This window comes from Microvirga zambiensis WSM3693, assembly GCF_016735695.1.
Classification (GTDB): domain Bacteria; phylum Pseudomonadota; class Alphaproteobacteria; order Rhizobiales; family Beijerinckiaceae; genus Microvirga; species Microvirga zambiensis.
The window spans coordinates 113,414-137,162 of sequence record NZ_JAERQD010000010.1; the positions used below are offsets into that span (position 1 = coordinate 113,414).

Below are 23,749 nucleotides of genomic sequence, written 5' to 3' on the forward strand. Positions count from 1 at the left end.
AACAAGTGGAGGATGGTATTTTGCGAGAACTGCGGATGAATCCTCGCCGGCTGCCGCTGTTTTACGGGATTGCGGGAGCCTGGTTCGCGCTGGTGGCCTGTGTTGCGATATCGCAGGCCCACGCGCAGGCGGCGCGCGCTGCGCCGGAGACGCTTCAGGTCCTTGACGAGCCGGGGCGCATATCGACCGAGGAGGTCGTCATCACGGATGGGCCCTATGCCCGTCAGATGGTGTTTTTCAGATCCAACGAGGCACCCGGGACACTTGTCATCCATACGTCTGAGCGATTTCTCTACATCGTTCAGGGCAACAACCGAGCGCTGCGCTACGGCATCGGCGTCGGGCGTGAAGGATTTCAATGGTCAGGATTGGTGCAGGTCAGCCGCAAGGGCGAGTGGCCCGACTGGCGCCCGCCGCCGGAGATGATCGCGCGGCAGCCCTATCTTCCACGTTTCATGGCAGGCGGTCCGGGCAATCCGATGGGCGCCCGTGCGCTCTATCTGGGGTCGACCGTTTTCCGCATCCACGGCACCAACCAGCCGGAAACGATCGGACACGCCATTTCATCAGGCTGTTTCCGGCTGGCCAATGGCGACATCATCGATCTTTACGAACGGGTTCCTGTCGGCACGAAGGTAGTGGTCCGGCACGGCGCCAGCCTCTGAAGCAAGTTATCGCGATCCTGGAATGGGACGCATCACCGAGCGGGGATTGAGATCATGTTGAATGCATCCCAAATTGCCATTCGCTGCGCGCTGGCGAGCTTCCTAGCCTTGGTGCTCGGCATGTCGGTTCTGCCTGCAGCGGCGGGGACGCTCGAGAGCGTAAAGCAGCGCGGCACTCTGCAATGTGGTGTCAGCGAGGGGCTTTTCGGGTTTTCTGAACGTAACGCTCAGGATGCATGGTCAGGTTTCGACGTCGATTTCTGTCGCGCCGTCGCAAGCGCCATCTTCGATGATCCCTCGAAGGTCACATTCGTTCCGCTTTCCGCCGGAGACCGATTCAGCGCTCTCCGCACAGGCCGCGTCGATCTGCTGTCGAGGAATTCGACGTGGACATTGGAACGGGAGGCCGGTCTCGGCTTGGCGTTCGTGGGCATCACCTATCACGATGGCCAAGGCTTCATGGTCATGCGCGATCTCAATGTCAGCTCCGCACTGGAACTCAACAATGCGAAGGTGTGTGTCGAGACGGGTACCACGAGTCAGCTCAACCTGGCGGACTTCTTCCGTGCCAACTCGATGACCTTCGAGGAGCGTGCCTTCCCGACGGCCGGGGAGGCTCTCAACGCCTTCCAGTCCGGTCAGTGCAATGTGTTGACGCGGGATCAATCCGCACTTTACGCGGAGCGCCTGAAACTTCCCCGTCCGAAAGATGCAATTATCCTCCCTGATGTGATCTCGAAGGAGCCGCTCGGGCCGGTGACGCGTGCGGATGACTTTGCTTGGTTCACCCTCGTGAAATGGGTGAATTTCGCCCTCGTCAATGCGGAAGAACTCGGGATTTCGTCCAAGAACGCGGCCGAGGCGACGAGCTCCGGCAAGCCCGATGTGCGCCGTTTCGCGGGCGTGGAAGGCGGGTTTGGCAAGATGCTGGGGCTGGACGACGCCTGGGCGTTGCGCGCCGTGCGGGCAGTCGGAAATTATGCCGAAATCTACGAGCGAAACCTCGGCGTCGAGTCTCGCCTCGGCATTCCACGTGGCCTGAACCAGCTTTGGAGCATGGGTGGCGTGCTCTACGCGCCGCCGCTCCGCTGATTGCGCACAAGCGGCGTATTTCTCCTTAGTACCGCAGGGTAATTGCCTATTACGCGCTCAGGGTTTTACCGGATACCGCAACGATCCGTCATTGGTTAGCCTTCCGACTAGAGCGTATAAATCGGGATCCTTTCTACCCCGAGCGTTCAAAGGTAGGAAGCGATGAGCAGTAACATCGTTCTTCTGTCTGAGGGTACCAGAGGGCAGCATGCCGGTTCGACCTCGTCGAGGGCCCGACCGCTCCCTCCTGGCTACATTCATCTTGGCATCGCCAAAGAGATCGCGCCAACCTTGCGTGATCTCGGCATCGATCCCGACGATCTCATTCGAGAGGCAGGGCTCAATCCGAATCTCTTCAACGATGCGACGAATGTCATTTCCCATGCAGCCCTGGGCCGTTTGCTTGGCCTCTGCGTCGCGCGTACCAGATGCCCTCATTTCGGGCTTCTGGTCGGCAAGCGTGCCACCATCCAGTCGTTGGGTTTGGTCGGCCGCCTGATGCAGCATTCTGCGACGGTCGGCGATGCCTTGAAGGCCCTCGTATCGCATTTGAGCGTTCAGGACAGGCTCGCCGTCCCGTCGCTCGCGATCGTCGGTGATATGGCTTTGCTGAGCTATGCCGTCTATCAGCCGGAGGCTCAGAGCGCAGATCAGATCTCGGACGGCGCGATTGCGGCTGCAGTCAATGCACTGCGCGCCTTGTGTGGAGCGGGTTGGCGCCCGACGGAGGTCTTTCTGCCGCGCGCGCAGCCTATCGATCCGGAACCGTTCCGGCGACACTTCCAGGCCCCCGTTCGATTCAATCACGAAAATGCGGCGATCATCTTACCTCTCCGCGACTTGCATGCACGGATCGATGGCGCCGACCCCATGTTACGGACGATGCTGGAAGAAAAGATCAGGCAGATGAAAGGCGGCGCGGGCACTGCATTCTCTGACGACATCCGGCGTTTGCTGCGCATACGGCTGGCGAGCCGGCGCTGCTCGGCCGATGATGTCGCCGGCTTGCTGGCAATCAATCGCCGTACCCTGAGCCGGCGCCTCAAGGGAAGCGGTGCTGGCTACCGGTCGATCACGAACGAGACGCGCTTCGAGATTGCACGCCAATTGCTGGAGCAGACCGAAGTGCCTCTTGGCCAGATCGCTGCCGCGCTCGGCTATTCGGAGGCAAGCGCCTTCACACGTGCATTCCGGCGCTGGTCGGGTGTGACGCCCACCGCTTGGCGAACCGCCGACGCGAGAGGATGACGCGCCGATGGCCCAAACTGCCAAGGACTCGTCCCTCCTTATCAAGCGGCGATGGCCGATCAATGCGAAAGTGAAGTTTCTGCCGATTGAGGAAAGGCGTGCCAGCCTCGCGCTGACGATTGATGCCAGGCTGGCTCGGCCTTGGAGAAGGAAACACCCATGATGAAGCTCCAGTATACTCTTCGTTACGGCCTGATTGCCCTCGCAGCGGCCTTTGCACCATTGCTTACATCACCCGCCTGGGCTGCGACCGGGACGGTTCGTATCGAGATCGTCAAGGCGGGTTTCATCGTCGGCGTCGGTGGCGGAAGCGGAACGCTCACCTTCGTTGGACGACGCTATCCCCTGAAAGTCGGCGGCCTGAGTGTCGGTGCGACCATCGGAGCGTCGAAAGCAGATTTGGTCGGGCGCGCCTACAACCTGCGTCAGGCTTCCGACATTGCCGGTACCTACACGTCCGTCGGAGCCGCTGTCGCCGCGGGCGGTGGCGTGTCGAGCATCCGGCTCCAGAATGCAAAAGGAGTCGTCCTTGAACTGCGCGGTCGCAATATCGGGCTGGAATTCAACGCCAACGTGAGCGGAGTGGAGATCAGCTTGCGGTGACGCTGAGCCAGCAATCTGCTTCTGCTCAAGCCATCGTCGCCAGGGAGGCCTTTGTTATTTCATGGCGAAGCGGCTCGCCGGAGAGCAGCCTGCAGACCTCATCGACAGCAGATGTACCTTGTCGCAGGTAGGTTTCATAGCTGTGTCCCGCGGCGTGAGGCGCGAGGATAGCGTTTGGCAGCGTACGCAGCGGGCTGTCCTCCGGCAACGGCTCCTTCTCATAAACATCGAGCACTGCCGTAAACCGCCCCTTGCGCAGTTCTGCGATGAGAGCTTGTTCGTCGACTATCGCCCCCCGTGCAGTGTTGATGAATAGGGCGCCGTTCTTAAGGAGCGTGAGCTGCGCCGAACCGATCATGTGCCGGGTCTCCGGCAACGATGGGACGTGCAGAGACACGATGTCGCTCCGTTGCAGGACCTGATCCAGGTCAAATATTTCCACGTCCATGGCTTGAGCTTGGGCCTCGGAAAAGTAAGGATCGTAGACCAGAACCCGAGCGTTGAAGGCACGGAACAAGCGCATCATCATCCGCCCGATGTAGCCGGCGCCCACGAGACCAACCGTCTGCTCGCCGAGAAGCCGCCCGAGAAAGCGTGTCCGCAAATCGAACCAAGGTTCGTTGTCACGCATGCCTTTTGCGAGCTCTGAAGGGTGACGGAGGAATGCAAGAACCTGCGCGATCACAAATTCGGAGACGGCTTCTCCGATATGAATTGCTGCATGCGTTACCTGCAAACGCCTCTCGCTGATGGCTGGGAAAGGAATAAGATGACGGATGCTGCCAGCAGCATGAGCGACCAGCTTCAACGAACTCGCCCGTTCCAGCAGCGCTTCGTCCAGAGGCGGGGTTCCCCAGCCTGTTATGGCTGCAACGGCGCCGTCAAGCAGGCGTGGAAGATTCTCGGGCGTCAGTTCCCCGTCTGAGGGGGCACGAACGTTTGCCACTTCCGCGAGGCGGTCTTCAGCGGATTTGGGGATGAGTTTGGCACGCATGTCAGGTGTCAGCAGGATCACGACCGTAGGTTTGCTCATGGATGCTTCCTCAAACTGTTCTTACGCTGAAACTCCGGACTACGTCCGTGTCCGCCGTGTATTTCCGCGCCTGCCTAGAAACCAGTTCCACCATTGATTTGAATGATTTCGCCGGTCACGAATGCAGCCTGATCCGACGCTAGGTAGAGCACGGATCCGGCGACATCTTGCGGCGTTCCTTCGCGTCTCAGGGGGGTTCGTGCGACCGTGTCCGCTCTGCCCTGCGTGGTGCTGAACGTATCGTGGAAACGTGTGCCGATGAGGCCGGGCGCAACACCGTTGACGCGAATGCCGAGTGGTCCGACCTCCTTTGCGAGCGATCGGACCAGTGTTGCAACCGCGCCCTTGGTCGCGGCATAATGCGACGCACCATGGCCGCCCCCATCAAAGCCTGCAAGAGACGACATGAGCACGATAGAACCGGACTTTCGGGGCTCCATGGAACGAAGGACGGACTGGACAACCAAGAAAGTGCTGAGGAGATTTAAGGAAATCGCCTCCTGCCAAAGCTCCAATGTGGAATCGACGCAGCGGCTCCTTTTCAACAGGCCGCCGGTATTGGCAAATAAGACATCGATCGGGCCAAAATGCTGCTCGGTATGCCGGACCACTTCAGTGACTTCGTCCGGCTTCGTCATATCCGCCTTGAGCCCGAGCACCTGCTTGCCTTGCGAGGTGTACTCCTTCTCGATGCCTGCGGCTTCCTCGGCACTGGTCATGTAGGTGAATGCTACCTTCGCGCCGGCATCAGCAAACGCGCGGGTCGTCGCTGCACCAATGCCTGAAGCTCCTCCGGCTATGAGTACCACCTTCCCCGAGAAGTCCATTTTTGCGTCCTTTTTATTAAGGGCGATAAGCTTCTGCGCTTACCGCCGACTGGGTTGGATCATGAGTTCCGAAACATGGGCACGCTCCGGCAGGTGCATGACGAACAGGCACGCCTCCGCGATGTCTTCCGGCTGCAGTGCAGCACTGCGAGCCTCAGCACTGACCGGAAATGGCCTGCGATCAAGCAAGGGGGTGTTCGTCATGCCCGGCAGAATGGCAGTCGCGCGAATACCGTTTGCCCATTCTTCCTCCATGATCGCATGGGTCAACGCCAACACTCCTGCCTTGGAGGCTTGATAGGCTGCCCCCGAGCGATCCGGTTTTCGGGCCGCTGTCGAAGAAATGTTGATGATGAGCCCGGCTCCCCTCGAGCGCATTGGCAGCACGAGCAGCTTGCACAGGTTGAAGGCCGCCACCAGATTGGCGTCGATGATTGAGGACCAGGAGTCCGATGTCAGTTGATCGAATGCGCGTTCAGTAAGATTGTTGCCAACCGAATTGATCAATACATCAACTGCGCTTAGATCAATGTCCGAAAATGCCCCGGCGATGGCGGGTGCGCTTGTTGCGTCGGCGACGACAGTTTCAATCCGAACTGTCTCGGCTTGATCTCTCGCAGATGTCGCTGTCTCAAGAAGTCGAGCTTGATTGCGACCGAGCAGGATGAGATTGGCCCCTGCCTGCGCGGCAGCCAGGGCAGTCGCCCGTCCCATGCCGCTGCTCGCGCCGGCGATGAGGATTGTCTGCCCGGTTAGATCCCGACCCATCAATCGTTCCCTGGTTCATGCGTTCTGGAGTTCTCGTACGGCATTCGTCGACCCCCGCACGATCAGCTGCGGCGTAACATTGATGAAGGAGGGATCCTCGGCATTCCCAGATTCCTCGATTTCGGCGATGAGCATGCGCACGATCATCTCAGCCATGGCTGGAACGGGCTGACGGATCGTGGTCAATGCAGGTTGAGCGATTTCGGCGAGGATGATGTCATCGAATCCGACGATCGAGATGTCCCCTGGGATGTGGAATCCGAGATCGCGCGCGCCCGCATAGGCACCAAGCGCATACATGTCATTGATCGCGACGATTCCCGTCGGCGGATCGTCGCGACTCAATAATTCGCGAATGCCGATCCGCCCGAGCTCCGCCCCTTCAAGATCGCCGAATCCAACGACGTCACCACCCTGCCAGACCATGTCATCGGGCAGTTGCAGCCCGGCCCGCGCCATCGCCATCTTGACACCGTTCCTGCGACCGATGCGGCTTTTCGTCTTGATTGGTCCGGAAACCATCGCGATGCGCTTGTGCCCGAGCCCGATCAGGTGCTGGGCGGCAAGCATGCCGCCTAACTCCTGATCAACGCTCACGCCGCAGGTGATTACATCCTTGGCCTGATCGACGCGTTGATCGAAGGCCGCGACCTTCAAGCCGCGAGCCGTTACGTCGCGTAGATAGTCAAACGACAGGGGCGAGGACCCAAGAATGATGCCTGTTATTCCAGAGCTCAGCATCGCCTCGGCATAATGTGTCTCGACGTTGGGATCCCGCTCCGCATTGCAGATCAGGAGATTGTATCCGCGCTGCCTGGCCGCGCGCTCAACGTGGTGGGCAACCAGACCCCAGAACGGGTTTGCCACGGAGGGGATGATCAGGCCGAGGCTTTGATTCTGACCCAATTTCAATTGCCGGGCGGCAATATTGGGCGTGTATTTGAGCTGCTCGATAACCTCGAGGACCCGACGTTTGGTTTCGGGACGCATTTTATCATGCCGGCCGTTGATCACATTGGAGACGGTACTGGCCGACACCCCAGCTCTTCTCGCGACCTCGTGAATACCCGACATAGACGCTTCCGTTGGTCCGCCGCAGCCTTTGAGGTGATCTCGCTGCTGCAACGATTTACCAATAGGACTGGGTGGCCCTTTTGTCAAAGGGGAAAAGATCTGGCCTAAGCACAAGAATATCGGGAGAGCTTAGACCGGCAGCCCAATTTTTGTAGTTGACGCGCCCGCTATGGCTTGTGTTACGTTTCACCAACGAAGCCCGCAAGTGGCTCGCAAATCGGGAGGAAGAGATGTCGATGCAGATGAATCGGCGAGAGGTTCTCCGCCAAGGCTCCGCCCTGCTGGGCGCTGCAACACTGTCCGGGCTGCCTCTAAGTAAGGCGGCATCACAGTCTAAGGTTCGCGTGCGCTTCGCCGGCTATGTAGAATCTCAGGAGCAGCTGAAGCAAACGCTTGCCGTTCTGAAATTGTACTCTGAGAAGAATCCGGGCGTGGAGATTATCCCGGAATTCACGAATTTTGGCGCCTTCACCGATAAAATCGCGACTGAAACTGCGGGCGGGAATGCGCCGGATATGTTCAGCGTCAACGTCGATCTATTGGCCGAGTATGCAAGACGAGGTGTTACAACGCCTCTTGATGCTTACGTTCCCAACCCGATCAACCTGAGCGATTATCTGCAAAGTGCCGTCAATGCCGCTAAATTTGGCGGCAAGCAGTACGCGATCCCTAACGACGCGATCGGCCCTACAATCATCACAAATGCCACCTCCTTCGAGAAAGCCGGGATCAAGGTTCCCGATCAGATGTGGACGTGGGAGGATCTGGCGGAGACCTCTGCGGCGCTCAGCAAAGCCCTCGGGCCCCGGTTCTGGGGCGTCGAAGATGCCGGCGGCAATTATATTCCGTGCGATATTTTCTTGCGCGGTCGCGGCAAGTCGATGTTCACGCCGGATCACAAGCTGGGCTTCGCTCTCGAAGACATGGAAGCGTGGTATGCCTATTGGAAGATGATGCGCGATACGAAGGCCACGCCGCCCGGCGATGTTCAGGCGCTTGCGGGCAACGACGATCCGAGTACGGCCGGGATCGTCGCGGGGCGGGCTGCGATGAACATCACGCTCACTGACAGCTTCGTCGGCTTCCAGGCCTTGTCGCAGGACAATTTCATTCTCCACTTGATGCCAAACGGCTTCCGCGGGGGAGAGATGAAGCAACGCCATTACTGCTATGCAGGCAACTCGACCACCGTGTCGGCCAAGTCACCCAATCAGAAGCAGGTCATCGATATCATCCGCTTCATGCATTTCGATCCGGAGGGTGCGAAGACCTATTACACCGATAGCGGCATGATCCCCTGCTCGAAAGCTGGTCGCGACGCACTGGCTGCATCGGGAACGGATGCCGATCGAAAGATCATCGCCTATCTCGATCTGCTGCAAAAGGACCCGGCGCCTCCTCGATACCCGGGCGTGCCGGGAATGACGGGCATGTTGACGCGTGCCAACGAAGGCGTCGCCTTTGGCAAGCTCACTCCCAAGCAGGCCGCTCAGCAGTTCATCAATGAGGTGAGCACCAGGCTGAAGTAAATCCTGAGCGGGTGGCTTTCGATAAGGGCGCGCGACGTGGGCATACCGGCGCCGCGCTCCAACGTGATCTCAGTGGAAGGCACGTCATGAGCACGACCCTGTCCGAGGCTGCGTCGCTTGAATCGGACACTTCATTCAAGGCCCGCTCACGGCGTCGGAAGGCGGTGGGAATCAATGCGCGCCAAAACGGTGCGGCCTTTCTATTCCTGTCTCCTTGGCTGATTGGCCTTCTGTGCCTTACGCTTGGTCCGATACTTGCGTCGTTCTATCTGTCGCTGACCAGATACGACATGTTCACCCCGCCTCAGTGGATCGGGGTGAGCAATTACGTGAAGATGTTTGCAGAGGATGCCCGTTACTATCAGGCTCTGCGCGTCACATTCACTTACGTGTTCCTTTCAGTCCCGTTGAAACTGGCTTTTGCGCTGGGCGTCGCAATGCTGCTCAACCGTGGCCTGAAGGGTCTCGGCTTCTACCGTTCGATTTACTACCTGCCGTCGCTTCTCGGCGGCAGTGTCGCTGTCGCCATCATGTGGCGACAGGTGTTCGCATATGACGGCATCATCAATCAGATCCTTCTAAAGTTCGGGATCGATGGGCCGAGTTGGATCACAAGCACGGATTACGCACTCTACACTCTGGTTGCGCTCGCCGTGTGGCAGTTCGGATCCCCGATGGTTATCTTTCTCGCCGGCCTCAAGCAGATTCCGCAGGAAATCTACGACGCTGCCGAAGTCGACGGTGCTGGGCCGGTGCGCAAATTCATCAGTGTTACCTTGCCGCTTTTGACGCCGATCATATTCTTCAATTTCGTGATGCAGATCATCGGCGCATTCCAGGCGTTCACGCCGGCCTATATTATCAGCAACGGAAAGGGCGGGCCCGCGGACGCGACGCTATTCTATACGCTCTACCTCTACGAGCAGGCGTTCACCAATTTCCAAATGGGCTATGCCTCCGCCATGGCTTGGGTTCTCGTCGCCATCATCGGTCTGGCCACGGTCCTGTCCTTCCAGTCCGCCCGGTACTGGGTCCATTATGGTGACGAGCGTTAAGGGTGCTGCCATGACCACAGCTTCGATGCCGACACAGGGAACCAGAAATTGGAGAATCCGTTGGCGCAGTATCGTCGTGCATGGCTGTCTGATCCTTGGCGCATTCGTGATGATCTACCCGCTGCTCTGGCTGGCGAGCAGCTCCTTGAAGCCAGCGAACCTGATTTTCTCTGATCTCAGCCTTTGGCCTGCCAAGTTCCGCCTGCAAAACTATGTCGATGGTTGGCGTGGCGCGGCGATGCCGTTTTCCGCTTTCTTTTTGAATTCCTTCATCATCGCCGGCCTGGCAGTCGTCGGCAACGTGCTCGCCTGCAGCATGGTTGCCTATGCCTTTGCCAGGCTGAACTTTGTTTTCAAGAAAACGCTGTTTGGGGTGATGATGCTCACCATCATGCTGCCGCTGCATGCGACATTGATCCCCCAATATGCGCTCTTTTACAATCTTGGCTGGGTGAACACCTTCTTGCCGTTGATCGTGCCCAAATTCCTCGCGGTCGACGCTTTCTTCATCTTTCTGATGATCCAATTCATCCGCGGGATCCCTCGCGAACTGGATGAGGCGGCAACCATCGACGGCGCCGGACCATTTCGCATCTACTGGTCGGTCATCCTCCCACTCTTGACGCCGGCGCTGGTGACCACAGCGGTGTTTTCCTTCATCTGGACCTATGAGGACTTCCTGTCTCCGTTGGTTTATCTTACTTCGATGGATCTCTATACGGTGCCGCAGGGCCTGAGCCTCCTCATGTCATCGAAGGGCGCCTCGTCGTGGGGGCCCTTGCTGGCCATGTCGCTCCTCTCGCTCGTACCGTTGTTCGTTGTGTTCTTCGTCTTCCAGCGCCGCCTGATCGAAGGCATCGCGGCCTCGGGCCTTAAAGGATGAGAGCAGCATCAATGACCAGGAACTAGGCTCTTTCCGCCGTCACCGAATGGCGGGAGGCGCTTCATCAAAACCGCAGCATGTGAAGCCCCATTCAATGTCAAAGACTCTGATCTCCGTATTCACAAAGCCCTGGACCGAGCCTTTGCCGATCATGGCCGACAAAATAGCGGCCCTGGGTCTGGACGGCATCGAACTTCCCGTGCGCCCCGGCTATCAGGTGACGCCAGAGAATGCGGCTGCCGGCTTGAAGGAGGCAACGCGCGTGCTCGGCGCAAGTGGCCTGAGAATAACGAGCATTGCGAGCACGGCGGATGAAGCGATTATCGCTGCCTGCGGCGAGAGTGGCATACCGCTTATCCGGATCATGGCACCGATCGATCTCAGCATCGGGTATGTTCAATCGATCGAGAACTATCGTCGGCAGTTCGACGCATTGCTCCCTGCGTTGAGTCGGCATGGCGTCGCTATCGGCGTCCAGAACCATTATGGCTACTTTGTCGGAAGCGCTGTCGGACTGCTCCACCTGATCGAAATGTATGACCCACGCCATATCTCTGCGGTGCTCGATATGGCCCATTGCGCGGTCGACGGCGAGCCTACGGCAATGGCGGTGGACATCCTCAAAGGGAAGATCCATCATCAGGCCAACTTTAAGAGCGCCTATCACTCCCGCGTCAACGGACCGGAGGACGAGGCGGTATTCAAGGTCAAGTGGACCACACATCAGCACGGCGGATATTCTTGGCGCGAGTTTGCCGATTGTCTGAAGAAAGTTGGTTTCGCCGGCACCTTGTGCCTTCCTGCCGAGTACAGCGACCCAATGGGAAAGTCGCAACGCATGGGGGACGATGTCATTCCCTACCTGAAGCAAGATTTGGCTTATCTCAGAACGCTTGTCGAAGCCTGGTGAGGCTTGATGGATCCATCGACTCGTTGATGATGCCGATTTCACTCATCAGGAGCAGACGGGTGAACGGGATCCGGTTGCGCTCCCAGCCGACAGGCGGCGCGCTAAGAGACTGATCCGAAAGGACTGCCCCGTCCGTTCTCGGGATGCGCCGTTATGGGCATCCGAGAGCGGCCCTGCCTGTAAGATGGTTCACCCTGACGCCAATTGCGCTAATGTCTCGTCGGTTAATATCGAGCTGTACGACTTCGAGAAGGCGCATGGGGTAGAGGCGATGGAGATCTCAGGGCAGGAAGCCGAAGCCGGCCGGCAGGGCCAGTCCGAGGCCCATCAGCCACTTTATCTTGCCGTATATGGCTCTCTTCGGGACGAGATTCAGGCCGGCAAGTGGAGGGTCGGTGCGTCGCTGCCGTCGGAAGCGGTTCTGTCCGGCCGGTTCCAAGTCAGCCGCATCACCACGCGCCATGCGCTCAGGCTCCTTGAGGCGGATGGCTACATCAGGAAGGCGCAATCCAGGCGTCCCGTCGTCACGGCAGTGGCTCCGCCTCGCCGGGAAGGCTGGTTCATGGAATCCCTGGCCGACATCGTCGCGATGGTCGGCGATGCACGTCTCGACATTGGGAGCTGGAGACAGGAGCGCTCCGCTTCGGACGCGAGGGACTTCGAATTACCGCTCGCGACGCGACTCCACTGTTTACGCGGAATCCTTTCGCGCAATGGACGCCCCTATGCCCGATCGATCATCTATTTCCCCCCTGAGATCGGGGCACGGCTGTCCCGCCGGGCGTTCGACGACGCAGTGGTCTTCCGCGTGCTCCAGCGGGAACTCGGCGTCCACATCGAGGACGTCCGGATGACCGTTTGGGCGGAACTCGCGTCCGAGGAGGATGCACGCGATCTCCGGTGCGAAGTGGGCAGCGCCATCCTGGCAACGCAACTGCTTTACCGAGACGAGAGCGCTTCGCTCATCGAAATCGCCTACAGCCGCGCCCTCGCATCCGAGGCCCGAATATCTACACATCTCGTAACGTCGGTGCGGGATCCTTGACAATCCCGTGGACAAAGGTTGTTATAACAAGTTGAGGGCATAAACTGGCAGAAAGCCAGGGCGCCCCCAGAGGAAAACGCCATGCAGGTCGACCTCCAAGGGAAGGTCGCACTGGTGACTGGCGCGGCGCAAGGGATCGGCCGCTCTATAGCCGATACGCTGGCGCGAAACGGCGCGCGGGTCATCTATACGGACCTCGACATTGATCGTGTGGCCGAGGCTGCACGCAATTCGGCTCCATGCGACGAAGGTCATCTCGCCTTCGCAATGGATGTCTCGGATGGATCCGGCATCGACGGGATCGTCGCCGAGGCGGCAGCGGCTACAGGCCGGATCGATATCCTCGTCAACAATGCCGGAATCGGGGTGAAGGCGACGGATCGAAAGACTATCGACGAATTCCCCGTCGACACCTGGGACGAGATGCTGAGGATCGACCTGACCGGGGTGTTCCGCGTCAGTCGCGCCGTCATTCCGCACATGAAGTCTCAACGCTCAGGCCGGATCATCAATATCGCGTCCGTCCTCGGCCTCGTCCCTATGCGCCTTCAAAGCTCCTATGTCGCCGCAAAGGCGGGAGTGGTGAACTTGACCCGCTCGATGGCACTCGAGCTGGCGCCCCATGGCATCCTCGTCAATGGAATCGCTCCGGGCTCGACGGCGACAGAAGGCTGGAAAAGCTGGATCGGCGACGCGAAGAGCGAAGAGCTCGACCTCCATGCGAGGCTCCTGTCGCATATCCCCCTGGGAAGACCCGCCTCGACGCAGGAAATCGCGAACGGCGCCCTTTTCCTCGCGGCCCCGGAAAGCTCCTACATCACCGGGCATATCCTCCCTATCGATGGCGGATGGACCGCCGGCTTCGCACGGGATTTCTGAGACATGGCGCAATCGCAGCGGAAAGCCGGTGGCGAAGAACTCAGCAACCGGCTTCCGCTGCCGGATGGGCTGTCCGCCGAAGCAATGATCGGCCTCTACAGAAGCATGGTTCTCCTGCGGAAGTTCGAGCTTGCGGCACAGGTCGCTTGCCGGACGGGAGAGACTCCGGGCTTCCTCCATCTCTACATAGGCCAGGAAGCAACCGCCTCCGGAATCTGCGCCCATCTGCGGCCGACAGATTGGATCACGTCGACGCATCGCGGGCATGGGCATGCACTCGCGAAGGGCATGGACCCGCGCGTGCTCATGGCGGAGCTCTATGGAAAACACGATGGATGCTGCGGCGGACGCGGCGGGACCATGCACCTGTACGATCCGTCGATAGGTCTCTTCGGGACGAACGGTTTGGTGGGAGGTGGCATCCCCTCGGCGGTCGGTGCGGCGATCAGCGCCAAGTACCGGGGAACGCGTGACGTTTCCGTCGCTTTCTTCGGGGATGGAGCGACCAACCACGCTGCCTTCCATGAAGCGCTGAACTTCGCCGGGGTGAGGCGGGCTCCCGTAGTACTGGTGTGCGAAAACAATCTCTACGCGACGGCCACCGCACTCTCGTCGGTCACCCTCAATCCGGAGATCGCGAGCCGAGCAGCGGCCTATGGCATCCCGGGCATCGCGGTCGACGGCAACGATGTCGTTGCAGTCTGGCAGGCGGCTCGCGACGCCGTGGAGCGTGCCCGTGCTGGACAGGGGCCGACCCTGATCGAGGCGAAGACCTATCGCACCGTCGGCCATCACGAGGGCGATCCCGTGATCGGCATCTACCGGACGCAGGAGGAGGTGGACGAGTGGACCAAGCGGTGTCCGGTCGAGACCTTCAGGCGCCGGATCCTGGAGGACTACGCGATCGTTACCGGACGCGAACTCGACCAGATCGACGCTTCCGTCGACGCCTCGGTCAAGGATGCAATCGAATACGCACGCCGCTCGCCCGAGCCGGAACCGGGCACTTATTCGCTTCACGTCTTCGCCGACCCGCTCAATCCGCCTGAGGCGACGGCACCGTCGCCCCGAGGTCGTCCTACGGTCGAGACAGGCTGGCTCGATGCCGTCAGGGACGGGATCGCCGAGGAGATGCGGCGCAACCGCGACCTGATCTATTTCGGCGAAGGAACCGGCGAGCGCGGCGGCACGTTCGCGCACACCAAGGGCCTGTACCAGGAGTTCGGCGGGGACCGCATGGTCGACACGCCGATCTCGGAACTCGGCTTCACAGGAGCGGCGCTGGGCGCTTCGGCCACGGGCACCCGCTGCATCGCGGACCTCATGTTCGCCGACTTCCTGTTCGAGGCTGCCGGGCAGATCGTTCTGCAGGCGTCGAAGTTGCGCTACATGTCCAACGGCCAGATGCAGGCTCCCATGGTCATCCGTGTCGGCGCGGGAGCAGTGCGGTCGGCCGGCCCGCACCACTCGGGCACCTATCATCCGGTCTGGGCGCACGTTCCGGGGCTCATCGTCTGCCTTCCATCGACTCCCGCCGATGCCAAGGGGCTGATGAAGACAGCTCTCAGGGCGCGCGATCCAGTCATCATGCTGGAGACCAAGGCCTTATTCTCGTCGAAGGGTCCTGTACCGGAAGGCGAGCATCTCGTGCCTTTCGGCCTCGCCCGGATCGCCCGCAAGGGAGCCGACCTCACCATTGCGAGCGCCGGACAACTCGTCATCAGGGCGCTCGAGGCTGCCGACATCCTGGCCGAGGAGGGGATCTCCGCAGAGATCATCGATCTCCGGACCATTCAGCCGCTCGATGTCGAGACCGTGGCTGAGAGCGTCAGGCGCACGCATCGCCTTCTCGTGGTCGATGAGGCTTATGCCATGTTCGGGGTCGGTGCCGAACTCGGCCAGTCCATGAACGAACTCTGCTTCGACCACTTGGATGCTCCCGTCGCCCGTCTCCATACAGCGCCCGTCACGCATCCGTTCGCGCCGTCTCTCGAACGCGCCATGCTGGTGTCCACTGACGGCATCGTCGCGGCCGCCAAACGCCTCTTGCGTGGCGAGGCCGATCCCATCGATCGGGCGGGCAGACTCGCCGCAGCCGCCGGGCGCATGCCGGCACCCGCGGCGGATGATCTTCCGGTGCGCCAGATCCGGCCCAACGACAAGGTCGTGGCGCTCGCACGCAGCACCGTCGAAGGCACGCCGATCACAATGCCTTTCGGCGACCTGACGGTGAGTGAAGGAAAGCTTGTGAAATGGTATCGTCATCTCGGGGATAGCGTCGCTCAGGGTGACCACGTGGCGGACATCGAGACTGACAAGGCCGTGGTCGAGATCGAGTCTCCCGCCAGTGGAGTTCTCGCCGAGATACTGGCGACGGACGGGGCAACGGTCGCCATGGGATCTCCGATCGGTATCGTCCGGGAGGCGAACTGATGCGCATATTACTGTCCCAGTTCCGGCATCCCGACGATCGGCTCGAGCGGGAGACAGTGGGCAGCGACGGCGAGCTCATCGTCCAGTCGCCCAGCGATGGCGCGTGGTCCATGTTGTCGAGGGATATACGCGCAAGCATTGACGGCATCATCCACTCTCCCCCTGGCTCCGACGTGGACGGACTTCCCTCGGAATATCCGAATGCCAGGGCGCTCGTCCGAGCCGGGGTCGGATATGACGGGCTGGACCTTGAGGCCTGGGGCCGCAATGGCACGGCCATCTTCAACGTCCCGGATTACGGCACCTCGGAAGTCGCCGATCACGCCATCGGTCTGATGCTGGCACTCACCCGAGGCGTGATCACCTACAACGACGCCATAAGGGCCAACACGGCGACCGGATGGACCCAAGGCATCGCGCCCGCCGTCCGCCGCCTGCGGGATGGAGTCTTCGGGATCGTGGGACTTGGCCGCATAGGATTGGCTACGTCGATCCGGGCCCGTTCCTTCGGCATGAGGATTGCCTTCTACGATCCATATCTGCCATCCGGCATGGAAATCGCCGTCGGGGCGCAGCGATGCGCGAGCCTCCACGAATTAATGGCAGTCTCCGACGTCGTCAGTGTCCATGCACCTTCGAGCGAGGAGACGCGTGGTCTCGTCGGCCACGAGGCCTTGGCGCATGCCAAGCCTGGCCTTATCCTGATCAACACCGCACGCGGCTCGATCGTCGACCTAGACGCACTTCATGATGCTCTTAAGGCGCGGCGGATCATGGCGGCCGCGCTGGACGTTCTTCCGGTCGAGCCCGCCGATCCCACCCATCCGCTGATCGACGCGTGGCGCCGCGGGGAGGAGTGGATATCGGGACGGTTGGTTCTCACGCCGCATGCTGCGTTCTATTCGCCTTCGTCCGTCATCGACATGCGTGTGAAGAGCGTGGAGACTGTTCTCCGGCACCTCCGGAGTGGCGATCTCTCCAACTGCGTCAACAGGGAGTTTCTCGTGCGCCACACGGCGTGACCCGGAGAAGGATGAACAGGCTTTCGGCACGATCCCGGGCGTCCGGGCCGGGGCAAGCGGATAGGTGACCCATTGAACTATACGTTCCAGTTCGGCACCGTGATGAACTACTTTCCGGACCTTCTCTCCGGAGCCGTGCTGACGATCCGCCTGTCCGCACTCACGATGGTCTTTGGGCTGATCATCGGCATGGCGTGCGCAGTGGCCAAGGCCTATGGTCCGCGACCGCTCCGGTGGCTGGCAACCTCCTACATCGAGCTTATCCGCAACACGCCGTTCCTGATCCAGCTCTACTTCGTGTTCTTCGCGCTTCCTCACCTCGGCATGCGCCTCAGTCCCAACAACTCGGCCCTGCTTGCGATGGTGATCAATCTTGGCGCCTATTCGGCCGAGATCGTACGGGCCGGCGTCGAATCCATCCCGCACGGCCAGATCGAGGCTGGACGGGCCTTAGGGCTGAAACCGCTCCAAATCGTTCGATTCCTGATCCTGTTCCCAGCCCTGAAGGCGGTCTATCCGGCACTGACCAGCCAGTTCATCCTCGTGCTGCTCGGATCGAGCATCGTCTCCGCAATCGCCGCGGACGAGCTTACCGCCGTCGCAAACACCCTCAACTCGCAGACATTCCGGAGCTTCGAGATCTACACGATCGTGACGCTCATGTACGTGGTGATCGTGTTCGGGTTCAGGGCGATATTCACATCGATCTACGCCTATGCCTTCGCGAGGCGCGGATGACTTCGAGAGGCACAGGAATTGCTGAGAACGTTCACTCTCCACGAAGTTTGGATTCTCGTCCTGGCAGCCCGATGGACGATCGCCCTGTCGCTCGCGGCTTTCGTTGGTGGAGGAACGGTCGGCTTCATCCTCGCCATCGCGAGGATCTCGCCATTCAGGCTTCTGCGATACATCGCGTCCGGCTATATCCAGTTCGTGCAGGCTATACCGGCCCTCATGCTCCTGCTTCTGTTCTATTACGGCCTGAACCTGTTCGGTATTCGGATCGATGCTTGGACTGCGGCAGTGTTGGCGTTCACCTTGTCGACGAGCGCTTTCCTGGCCGAAATCTGGCGCGGTTGCCTCCAGGCTGTTCCTGCAGGGCAATGGGATGCAGCCCGATCGCTCGGGCTGAACTTTCCGAAGGCACTGATCCTGGTCATCATCCCGCAGGCGGTCCGGATGGCTCTGCCGCCGACGGTCGGATACATGGTGCAGGTCGTGAAGGGAACGTCCCTTGCCGCCCTGATCGGCTTCACGGAACTCGCGAGGGCCGGCGCCCAGATCAATACCATCACCTTCGAGCCTGTTCTCGTCTTCGGGACGGTGGCAGGCATCTATTTCGTGATTTGCTGGCCCCTGTCGCTCCTGAGCGGCTATCTGGAAAGGCAATTGAAGGTCGGTCACGTGAACGTCCAAGCCATGTGACCCAACGCTGTACGAGTAGCGGGCGAGAGAAGCCCGCGCGACGTATGACCGCCACGACGGCGGGCTGAAAAGGAGGGAGGAGACCATGGATATGCGAGGAATTGTTAAATCCGTGCTCGCGCTGGCTGCGATGGCCGTCATCGGACTGTCGGCGGCGCCCGGCAGTGCTCAGACCGTCGACGAGATCATCAAGCGCGGCAAGGTCGTCATCGCCATCGACACGACGGTGCCGCCCTACGGCATGCTCGACACCAACAACCAGCCGACCGGCATCGACGTCGAGGTGGCGAACCTCATCGGCAAGAACCTCAAGGTTCCCGTCGAGTTCGTCACGGTGAACTCCCCCGGGCGTATTCCCGCCCTGCTCAGCAACCGTGTCGACATGGTCGTTGCGATTTTCTCGATCACTGCGGAGAGGGCGCTCCAGGTGTCGTTCTCGATCCCATACGCAGGTCAGTCCGCCGTGCTGATCGCTCCCAAAACGAGCAGCATCAAGGGCCCGGATGACCTCAAGACGCTGAAGGTCGGCGTCACGCGCGGCGCGCTCGAGGACGGCGCCCTCACGCAAATGAACCCGCCTGGCATGAATCTCCTTCGGTTCGATGACGGACCGTCGGTCGCGCAGGCCATGCTTTCCGGCCAGATCGATGCCATGGGAGGAGGGGATTACGGTGAAATCTATCTCCGGAAAGGTGCCAAGGGTGAAGAATACGAGCAGAAGTTCCCCCTGAGGGCGGCCCATTTCGGGATCGGCATCCGCCGGGGAAATCCCGACCTGCTGCAATGGCTGAACACATTCGTCTATCAGATCAAGAACAGCGGCGAGTTGGACGCGATCTCCCGCAAATTCCGCGGCGGCCAGCCCATGATTCCGCTGCCGGTATTCTAGATCCCGCAAGTCAAAAGGGATGCCGGAGGTCCGGCATCCCTGTCAATCGCGATACTCCTTGAGCAAAGTCGATGAACTCCGCTTCCGCTTCGATGATCGTCCCGCCGGACAAGCTTCACGACATCGTCCGCACGATCTTTTCGGCGGCCGGGTCGACGGACAGGGAAGCACGGCTTGTCGCCGACCATCTCGTCGAGGCAAATCTGCGCGGCCACGACTCTCACGGGGTCGGCATGATCCCCACTTACATCGCCAATGCACGCGATGGCAGCCTGATCCTGAACCAGACGCTATCCGTCGGCTTCGACAGCGCTTCGCTCGTCGTTCTTGATGGCGGCTTGGGCATCGGCCAAGTCATGGCCCATGATGCGATCGAAGCAGGAATCGAACGGGCCGCGAATGCCGCCGCCTGCATCGTAGGGCTGCGGAACTCGCATCACATCGGCCGCATAGGCCATTGGGCCGAGCAATGCGCCGCGGCCGGCCTGATTTCCATCCATTTCGTCAATGTCGTCAGCACCCCGGCGGTCGCGCCGTTTGGTGGCACAAAGGCGCGCGTCGGCACCAATCCGTTCGCTGTGGGGATCCCGCGGGCTGGTGAGCCTCCCATCATCGTCGATTTCGCGACCAGCCGCCTGGCGGCTGGGAAAGTTCACGTTGCGTTCAACAAGGGCGTTTCCCTTCCCGATGGGGCCTTGCTGGACGCGGGCGGGCATCCGACGACCGATCCGTCCGCTCTGTTCTCGGATCCGCCGGGCGCCCTTCTGCCCTTCGGCGAGCATAAGGGCTGGGGTCTGTCCGTTGCCTGCGAGCTTCTTGGCGCCGCTCTCATCGGCGGCAAAACCCAGTCTGGCCCGAAGCAGAGCAACGCCATCGTGAACTCCATGCTGTCCATCCTCGTCTCACCGGACCGCCTGGGCACAAGGGCGAACCTCGACGACGAGACCGACGCTTTCGTTTCATGGGCCCGGTCGGAGGCAACGCGTACCGCGCAAATCCTAATGCCCGGTGACCCGGAGCGAGAAACCAAGCGCTGGCGGGAGGCCAACGGCATCCCGATCGACGCGAGGACCTGGGAAGAAATCGAGGCAGCAGCCGAATCCGTGGGGGCGAGGGGGGCCCCTGCCTAGACACGTTGACTCGGGCTGAGCCACCACTCAGCGGGGCTGGACAGCGGGGTCACGGAGCTTCATGGCTGCGCGACGAGGTGTCAGATACCGGTTCCTTTTATCTTGGTGATCATCTCCCAATTGTCGCCGGCCGCAATTATGCATGTCTTGCCGTCTGACGCCGTCATGACCATTGACCACGATCCGGATGAGGAGGCGAAGACCTCCAGGACCTGCCCGGACTGTGCCAGGCCGATTCCGACGGGGCTCTCCTTATACTGGTCGGACAACGCCTCCACGAGTTTGTCTCGAGGGCCACATGCCCCTTGCGCATGAGCGGGCTCGTGAGCAATCGTGATCAAACAACCAAGCGTGAAGATCCCAGCAAGTGGAAGCCGGCGCGAGACTTGGCGCGGACGAGTAGAAACCTTGACTGGGATCGGCTGTCGACCAGCGAAGAGCGCCTCGAGCCAGTTGGACAGCTTGGGGGCGGAGATCAGGGAAAGGATGTTCAAGCTCATCGAAACCTCCTGTTGCTGACTCAGAGAGTCACACAAAGCTTCGCCGCCTGCTGTGATGCGCGTCACACAATTTCTTCAGGCGATTTCGCGGCCGAACAAGATCGGTTCCTGAGCGATAGGATGAACTCGGACGGATCCCGACCCCGACGGCTTGGGGGATTTTCATACCCGTTCCAGAGGGGCGTATTCGAGGAGCTAGCGTATGTATCTCCGACAAGTTGACATGGCATCCGTTCTGCCCGGTCCCGATCGGCTCACGTGCAAGATCGCGGATGTCTCCGTCGAGGCCCAGGCTGGGCTTCTCTGATGATGAGGCCAGGAGCAAGCTTCATCTTGGCTGCCGGCCGAGGCTTGGCTCCGTCACCGGTAGGCGGTACCGTTGACTGACCGAGTCGTATTCAGGTTGGTTCTGGAACTGGCCTAAAGTCGAGCCCTTTATGTCGACAAAAGACGCTGAGCCATCGGACAGGAGGATATCTTCCCTGTCCCCGTTCAAGTATCGTATTTTCCTTGCCGTATGGGTTGCAAGCCTTGCTTCCAACTTTGGTGGAGTGATCCAGTCGGTCGGCGCGGCTTGGCTGATGGCTTCAATCGGCGCTTCGGCAGACCTGGTTGCTCTTGTCCAGGCCTCGACGGCACTGCCGATCGTGCTGTTCTCTCTCATGGCCGGCGCCATTTCCGATAACTTCGATCGACGCAGAGTGATGCTCGCTTCGCAGATCTTCCTGCTTGCGGTGTCGATCGCACTCACCCTATGCGCCTATCTCGGCCTCGTCACACCATGGCTTTTGTTGACCTTCACTTTCCTGGTCGGCTGCGGCACCGCCTTCAACGGGCCTGCCTGGCAGTCGCTGGTGGGAGAGATGGTCCCCCGGTCGGAACTGCCGGCGGCCATTGCTCTCAACAGCATGGGTTTCAACATTGCCCGAAGCGTCGGGCCGGCCCTTGGGGGCGTGATCGTTGCTGCGATCGGTGCCTTTGCCGCCTTTGCTGTGAATGCCATCAGCTATATTGGATTGATCGGCGTGCTGCTGCGCTGGAAGCACGTTCAGTCCCCGAGGACCTTGCCGCCGGAAGGCCTCGCGACCGCCATGGCAGCGGGGATCCGCTATGTCGCCATGTCCCCCAATCTTGGCGTGGTACTCTTGCGAAGTGCCGTATTCGGACTGGCAGCCATTGCCATCCAGGCCCTGATGCCACTCATCGCCCGCGACCTGATCCGAGGAGGGCCGCTCACCTATGGCCTGCTGCTTGGGGCCTTTGGCGTTGGTGCGGTTGGCGGTGCCTTGCTCAGCGCCCGCCTGCGGCAGAGCCTGTCGCTCGAAGGCCTCGTGCGGGTCTCATTCGCTGGTTTCGCCTTATGCGCTGCCGTGGCAGGTCTGAGCGCCTACTTGCCTCTGAGTGCCGCGGCTATGATGATCGGTGGAGCGAGCTGGGTGTTGGCCCTCTCGAGTTTCAATGCGACGGTACAACTATCCTCGCCGCGCTGGGTTGTTGGCCGGGCCCTCGCGCTCTACCAAATGGCGACATTCGGCGGGATGGCCCTAGGCAGTTGGATCTGGGGTGCCGTGGCAGAGCGTTTCGGAACAGCGGAGGCTCTCCTTACATCGGCCGTTGTTCTGATGGTCGGAGCCGCCCTTGGACGATGGCTTGCTCTCCCCGAGTTGAAGTCGCTCAACCTCGACCCGCTCAATCGTTGGAGTGAGCCTGATATTGCACTTGATATCCGGTACCGAAGCGGCCCGATCGTGATCACGATCGAGTACCTCATCCGCGAGGCAGACGCGACAGCATTCCTTGCCATCATGGCGGAGAGGCGGCGCACGCGGCGTCGCGACGGGGCACGGCACTGGACGCTTTTGCGCGATATTGAAAACCCACAGATCTGGGTCGAGCGCTATCACAGTCCGACATGGCTGGAATACGTGCGGCACAATCAGCGCCGTACACAAGCCGATGCGGAGATCGGCGACAAGCTTCGAGCGCTCCATCAGGGAGAAGGCCTCCCGAGCGTACGCCGAATGATCGAGCGACAGACGGGCACGTCGGCATCGGATCTCGGAAAGCTCACCCATGAACTGTCCGCGCCCCTCACTGACCTGAATCAATCTTCGTAATTCTCGAAACGGGCGGTATCGTTCGCTCGAAAGACGGCGGGATAAACGCGGCGCTGTTTGTGGGCTGCGCCAGTAGACGTGCGGCTACGATCCTAAGGCACAAGCATCACTTTTCTGAATGGCGACCTGATCACCTGTGACCATCTCGATCGCACGCAGTTCTGGCTCGATGCCCTGTTGGCCAAGGAAAAGTTTATACACCCAGACGCATTCAGGTTCTCTCGACGCCCGTCGCGATGGAACTGGTGATGCGTGGATTGGGAATCCAGGCGGCCGCAGGATACACCCTGGTTAGCCGACTGACTCGATGAGCTTCTGGCGTTCCCGAACGGACGGCATGACGATCAGGTCAACGCAACTAGGCAGGCCCTATCTGACGGCCCGTACTCAACGCTTGCATGCAAGCGAGGACCTTCGCGAAGGGCCCAAAAGCGTGAGGCGGCCCTCTGGATTGAAGCGGCCTAATGGAGTTGAACACGGATACTCAGCGCGCTGACAAGTTACATTCTCAGGCGTTATTCCTTCATCGTATGTAAGATATTGAGCGGTGTCGATAGGCTAGTACGATCGCGCTTGCTAGACCGAAGTTCCACGATTTTCCATCCCAGATAACCGGCCATGT

General features: G+C 60.4%; 22 protein-coding genes. 17 read left to right on the forward strand and 5 right to left on the reverse strand.

Annotated elements, in window-relative coordinates:
• The first annotated feature begins 35 nt into the window (after positions 1-35).
• From JKL46_RS10430 to JKL46_RS10445, 4 genes are all read left to right on the forward strand, one after another.
• Positions 36-665 carry a L,D-transpeptidase gene (locus JKL46_RS10430; RefSeq protein ID WP_201832587.1) on the forward strand — a complete coding sequence of 210 codons (630 nt, stop codon included), beginning with the start codon at positions 36-38 and terminating at the stop codon, positions 663-665.
• A gap of 54 nt (positions 666-719) precedes the next feature.
• Positions 720-1,757 carry an amino acid ABC transporter substrate-binding protein gene (locus JKL46_RS10435; protein WP_201832589.1) on the forward strand — a complete coding sequence of 346 codons (1,038 nt, stop codon included), beginning with the start codon at positions 720-722 and terminating at the stop codon, positions 1,755-1,757.
• Positions 1,758-2,048: 291 nt separating this feature from the next.
• Positions 2,049-3,005: an AraC family transcriptional regulator gene (locus JKL46_RS10440; RefSeq protein ID WP_246529244.1), complete on the forward strand. Its 957-nt coding sequence runs from the start codon at positions 2,049-2,051 to the stop codon at positions 3,003-3,005.
• 159 nt (positions 3,006-3,164) lie between these two features.
• Entirely contained in the window at positions 3,165-3,608 is a 444-nt protein-coding gene (locus tag JKL46_RS10445; protein WP_201832594.1) for a lipid-binding SYLF domain-containing protein, read from the forward strand.
• Positions 3,609-3,633: 25 nt separating this feature from the next.
• Here JKL46_RS10445 and JKL46_RS10450 read toward each other — a convergent pair whose 3' ends face one another.
• The 4 genes from JKL46_RS10450 to JKL46_RS10465 all read right to left on the reverse strand — a co-directional run bounded on the left by JKL46_RS10450 (position 3,634) and on the right by JKL46_RS10465 (position 7,310).
• On the reverse strand, positions 3,634-4,641 hold the full coding sequence (locus JKL46_RS10450; protein ID WP_201832596.1) for a hydroxyacid dehydrogenase: 1,008 nt from the start codon (positions 4,639-4,641) through the stop codon (positions 3,634-3,636).
• A 74-nt stretch (positions 4,642-4,715) separates the two neighbouring features.
• The gene (locus JKL46_RS10455; RefSeq protein WP_201832598.1) at positions 4,716-5,468 is read right to left on the reverse strand and encodes an SDR family NAD(P)-dependent oxidoreductase; all 753 of its coding nucleotides are present in this window, start codon (positions 5,466-5,468) and stop codon (positions 4,716-4,718) included.
• Between the two features lie 39 nt (positions 5,469-5,507).
• A complete protein-coding gene (locus tag JKL46_RS10460; RefSeq protein WP_201832599.1) occupies positions 5,508-6,236 on the reverse strand; it encodes an SDR family oxidoreductase in 729 nt (242 codons plus the stop codon).
• A gap of 15 nt (positions 6,237-6,251) precedes the next feature.
• On the reverse strand, positions 6,252-7,310 hold the full coding sequence (locus JKL46_RS10465; protein WP_201832600.1) for a LacI family DNA-binding transcriptional regulator: 1,059 nt from the start codon (positions 7,308-7,310) through the stop codon (positions 6,252-6,254).
• A gap of 230 nt (positions 7,311-7,540) precedes the next feature.
• Here JKL46_RS10465 and JKL46_RS10470 point away from each other — a divergent pair, with 230 nt between their 5' ends.
• From JKL46_RS10470 to JKL46_RS10525, 12 genes are all read left to right on the forward strand, one after another.
• Positions 7,541-8,839, forward strand: a complete 1,299-nt coding sequence (locus JKL46_RS10470) for an ABC transporter substrate-binding protein (protein ID WP_201832601.1) — start codon at positions 7,541-7,543, stop codon at positions 8,837-8,839.
• Between the two features lie 86 nt (positions 8,840-8,925).
• Positions 8,926-9,894: a carbohydrate ABC transporter permease gene (locus JKL46_RS10475; RefSeq protein ID WP_201832602.1), complete on the forward strand. Its 969-nt coding sequence runs from the start codon at positions 8,926-8,928 to the stop codon at positions 9,892-9,894.
• A 10-nt stretch (positions 9,895-9,904) separates the two neighbouring features.
• A complete protein-coding gene (locus JKL46_RS10480; protein ID WP_201832603.1) occupies positions 9,905-10,777 on the forward strand; it encodes a carbohydrate ABC transporter permease in 873 nt (290 codons plus the stop codon).
• 94 nt (positions 10,778-10,871) lie between these two features.
• Positions 10,872-11,687, forward strand: coding sequence for a sugar phosphate isomerase/epimerase family protein (locus JKL46_RS10485; RefSeq protein WP_201832604.1), 816 nt, complete (start codon positions 10,872-10,874; stop codon positions 11,685-11,687).
• Positions 11,688-11,871: 184 nt separating this feature from the next.
• Positions 11,872-12,732: a GntR family transcriptional regulator gene (locus JKL46_RS10490; protein ID WP_201832606.1), complete on the forward strand. Its 861-nt coding sequence runs from the start codon at positions 11,872-11,874 to the stop codon at positions 12,730-12,732.
• Positions 12,733-12,813: 81 nt separating this feature from the next.
• Positions 12,814-13,611 (forward strand): SDR family NAD(P)-dependent oxidoreductase, encoded by a 798-nt coding sequence (locus tag JKL46_RS10495; protein WP_201832607.1) that lies wholly within the window; start codon positions 12,814-12,816, stop codon positions 13,609-13,611.
• 3 nt (positions 13,612-13,614) lie between these two features.
• Positions 13,615-16,044 carry a thiamine pyrophosphate-dependent enzyme gene (locus JKL46_RS10500; RefSeq protein ID WP_201832608.1) on the forward strand — a complete coding sequence of 810 codons (2,430 nt, stop codon included), beginning with the start codon at positions 13,615-13,617 and terminating at the stop codon, positions 16,042-16,044.
• Positions 16,044-17,066, forward strand: coding sequence for a C-terminal binding protein (locus JKL46_RS10505; RefSeq protein WP_201832609.1), 1,023 nt, complete (start codon positions 16,044-16,046; stop codon positions 17,064-17,066). Before JKL46_RS10500 ends, JKL46_RS10505 begins: the two co-directional genes overlap by 1 nt.
• Positions 17,067-17,168: 102 nt before the next feature.
• A complete protein-coding gene (locus JKL46_RS10510) occupies positions 17,169-17,804 on the forward strand; it encodes an amino acid ABC transporter permease (protein WP_201832635.1) in 636 nt (211 codons plus the stop codon).
• An 18-nt stretch (positions 17,805-17,822) separates the two neighbouring features.
• Positions 17,823-18,491: an amino acid ABC transporter permease gene (locus JKL46_RS10515; RefSeq protein ID WP_425493252.1), complete on the forward strand. Its 669-nt coding sequence runs from the start codon at positions 17,823-17,825 to the stop codon at positions 18,489-18,491.
• Between the two features lie 91 nt (positions 18,492-18,582).
• A complete protein-coding gene (locus JKL46_RS10520; RefSeq protein WP_201832610.1) occupies positions 18,583-19,380 on the forward strand; it encodes a transporter substrate-binding domain-containing protein in 798 nt (265 codons plus the stop codon).
• A gap of 71 nt (positions 19,381-19,451) precedes the next feature.
• Positions 19,452-20,510 (forward strand): malate/lactate/ureidoglycolate dehydrogenase, encoded by a 1,059-nt coding sequence (locus JKL46_RS10525; protein ID WP_246529245.1) that lies wholly within the window; start codon positions 19,452-19,454, stop codon positions 20,508-20,510.
• An 80-nt stretch (positions 20,511-20,590) separates the two neighbouring features.
• On the opposite strand, the gene JKL46_RS10530 is transcribed toward JKL46_RS10525, so the two are convergent.
• Positions 20,591-21,010 (reverse strand): hypothetical protein, encoded by a 420-nt coding sequence (locus JKL46_RS10530; protein ID WP_201832611.1) that lies wholly within the window; start codon positions 21,008-21,010, stop codon positions 20,591-20,593.
• 437 nt (positions 21,011-21,447) lie between these two features.
• Here JKL46_RS10530 and JKL46_RS10535 point away from each other — a divergent pair, with 437 nt between their 5' ends.
• On the forward strand, positions 21,448-23,127 hold the full coding sequence (locus tag JKL46_RS10535) for an MFS transporter (protein ID WP_201832612.1): 1,680 nt from the start codon (positions 21,448-21,450) through the stop codon (positions 23,125-23,127).
• Positions 23,128-23,749: the final 622 nt, after the last annotated feature.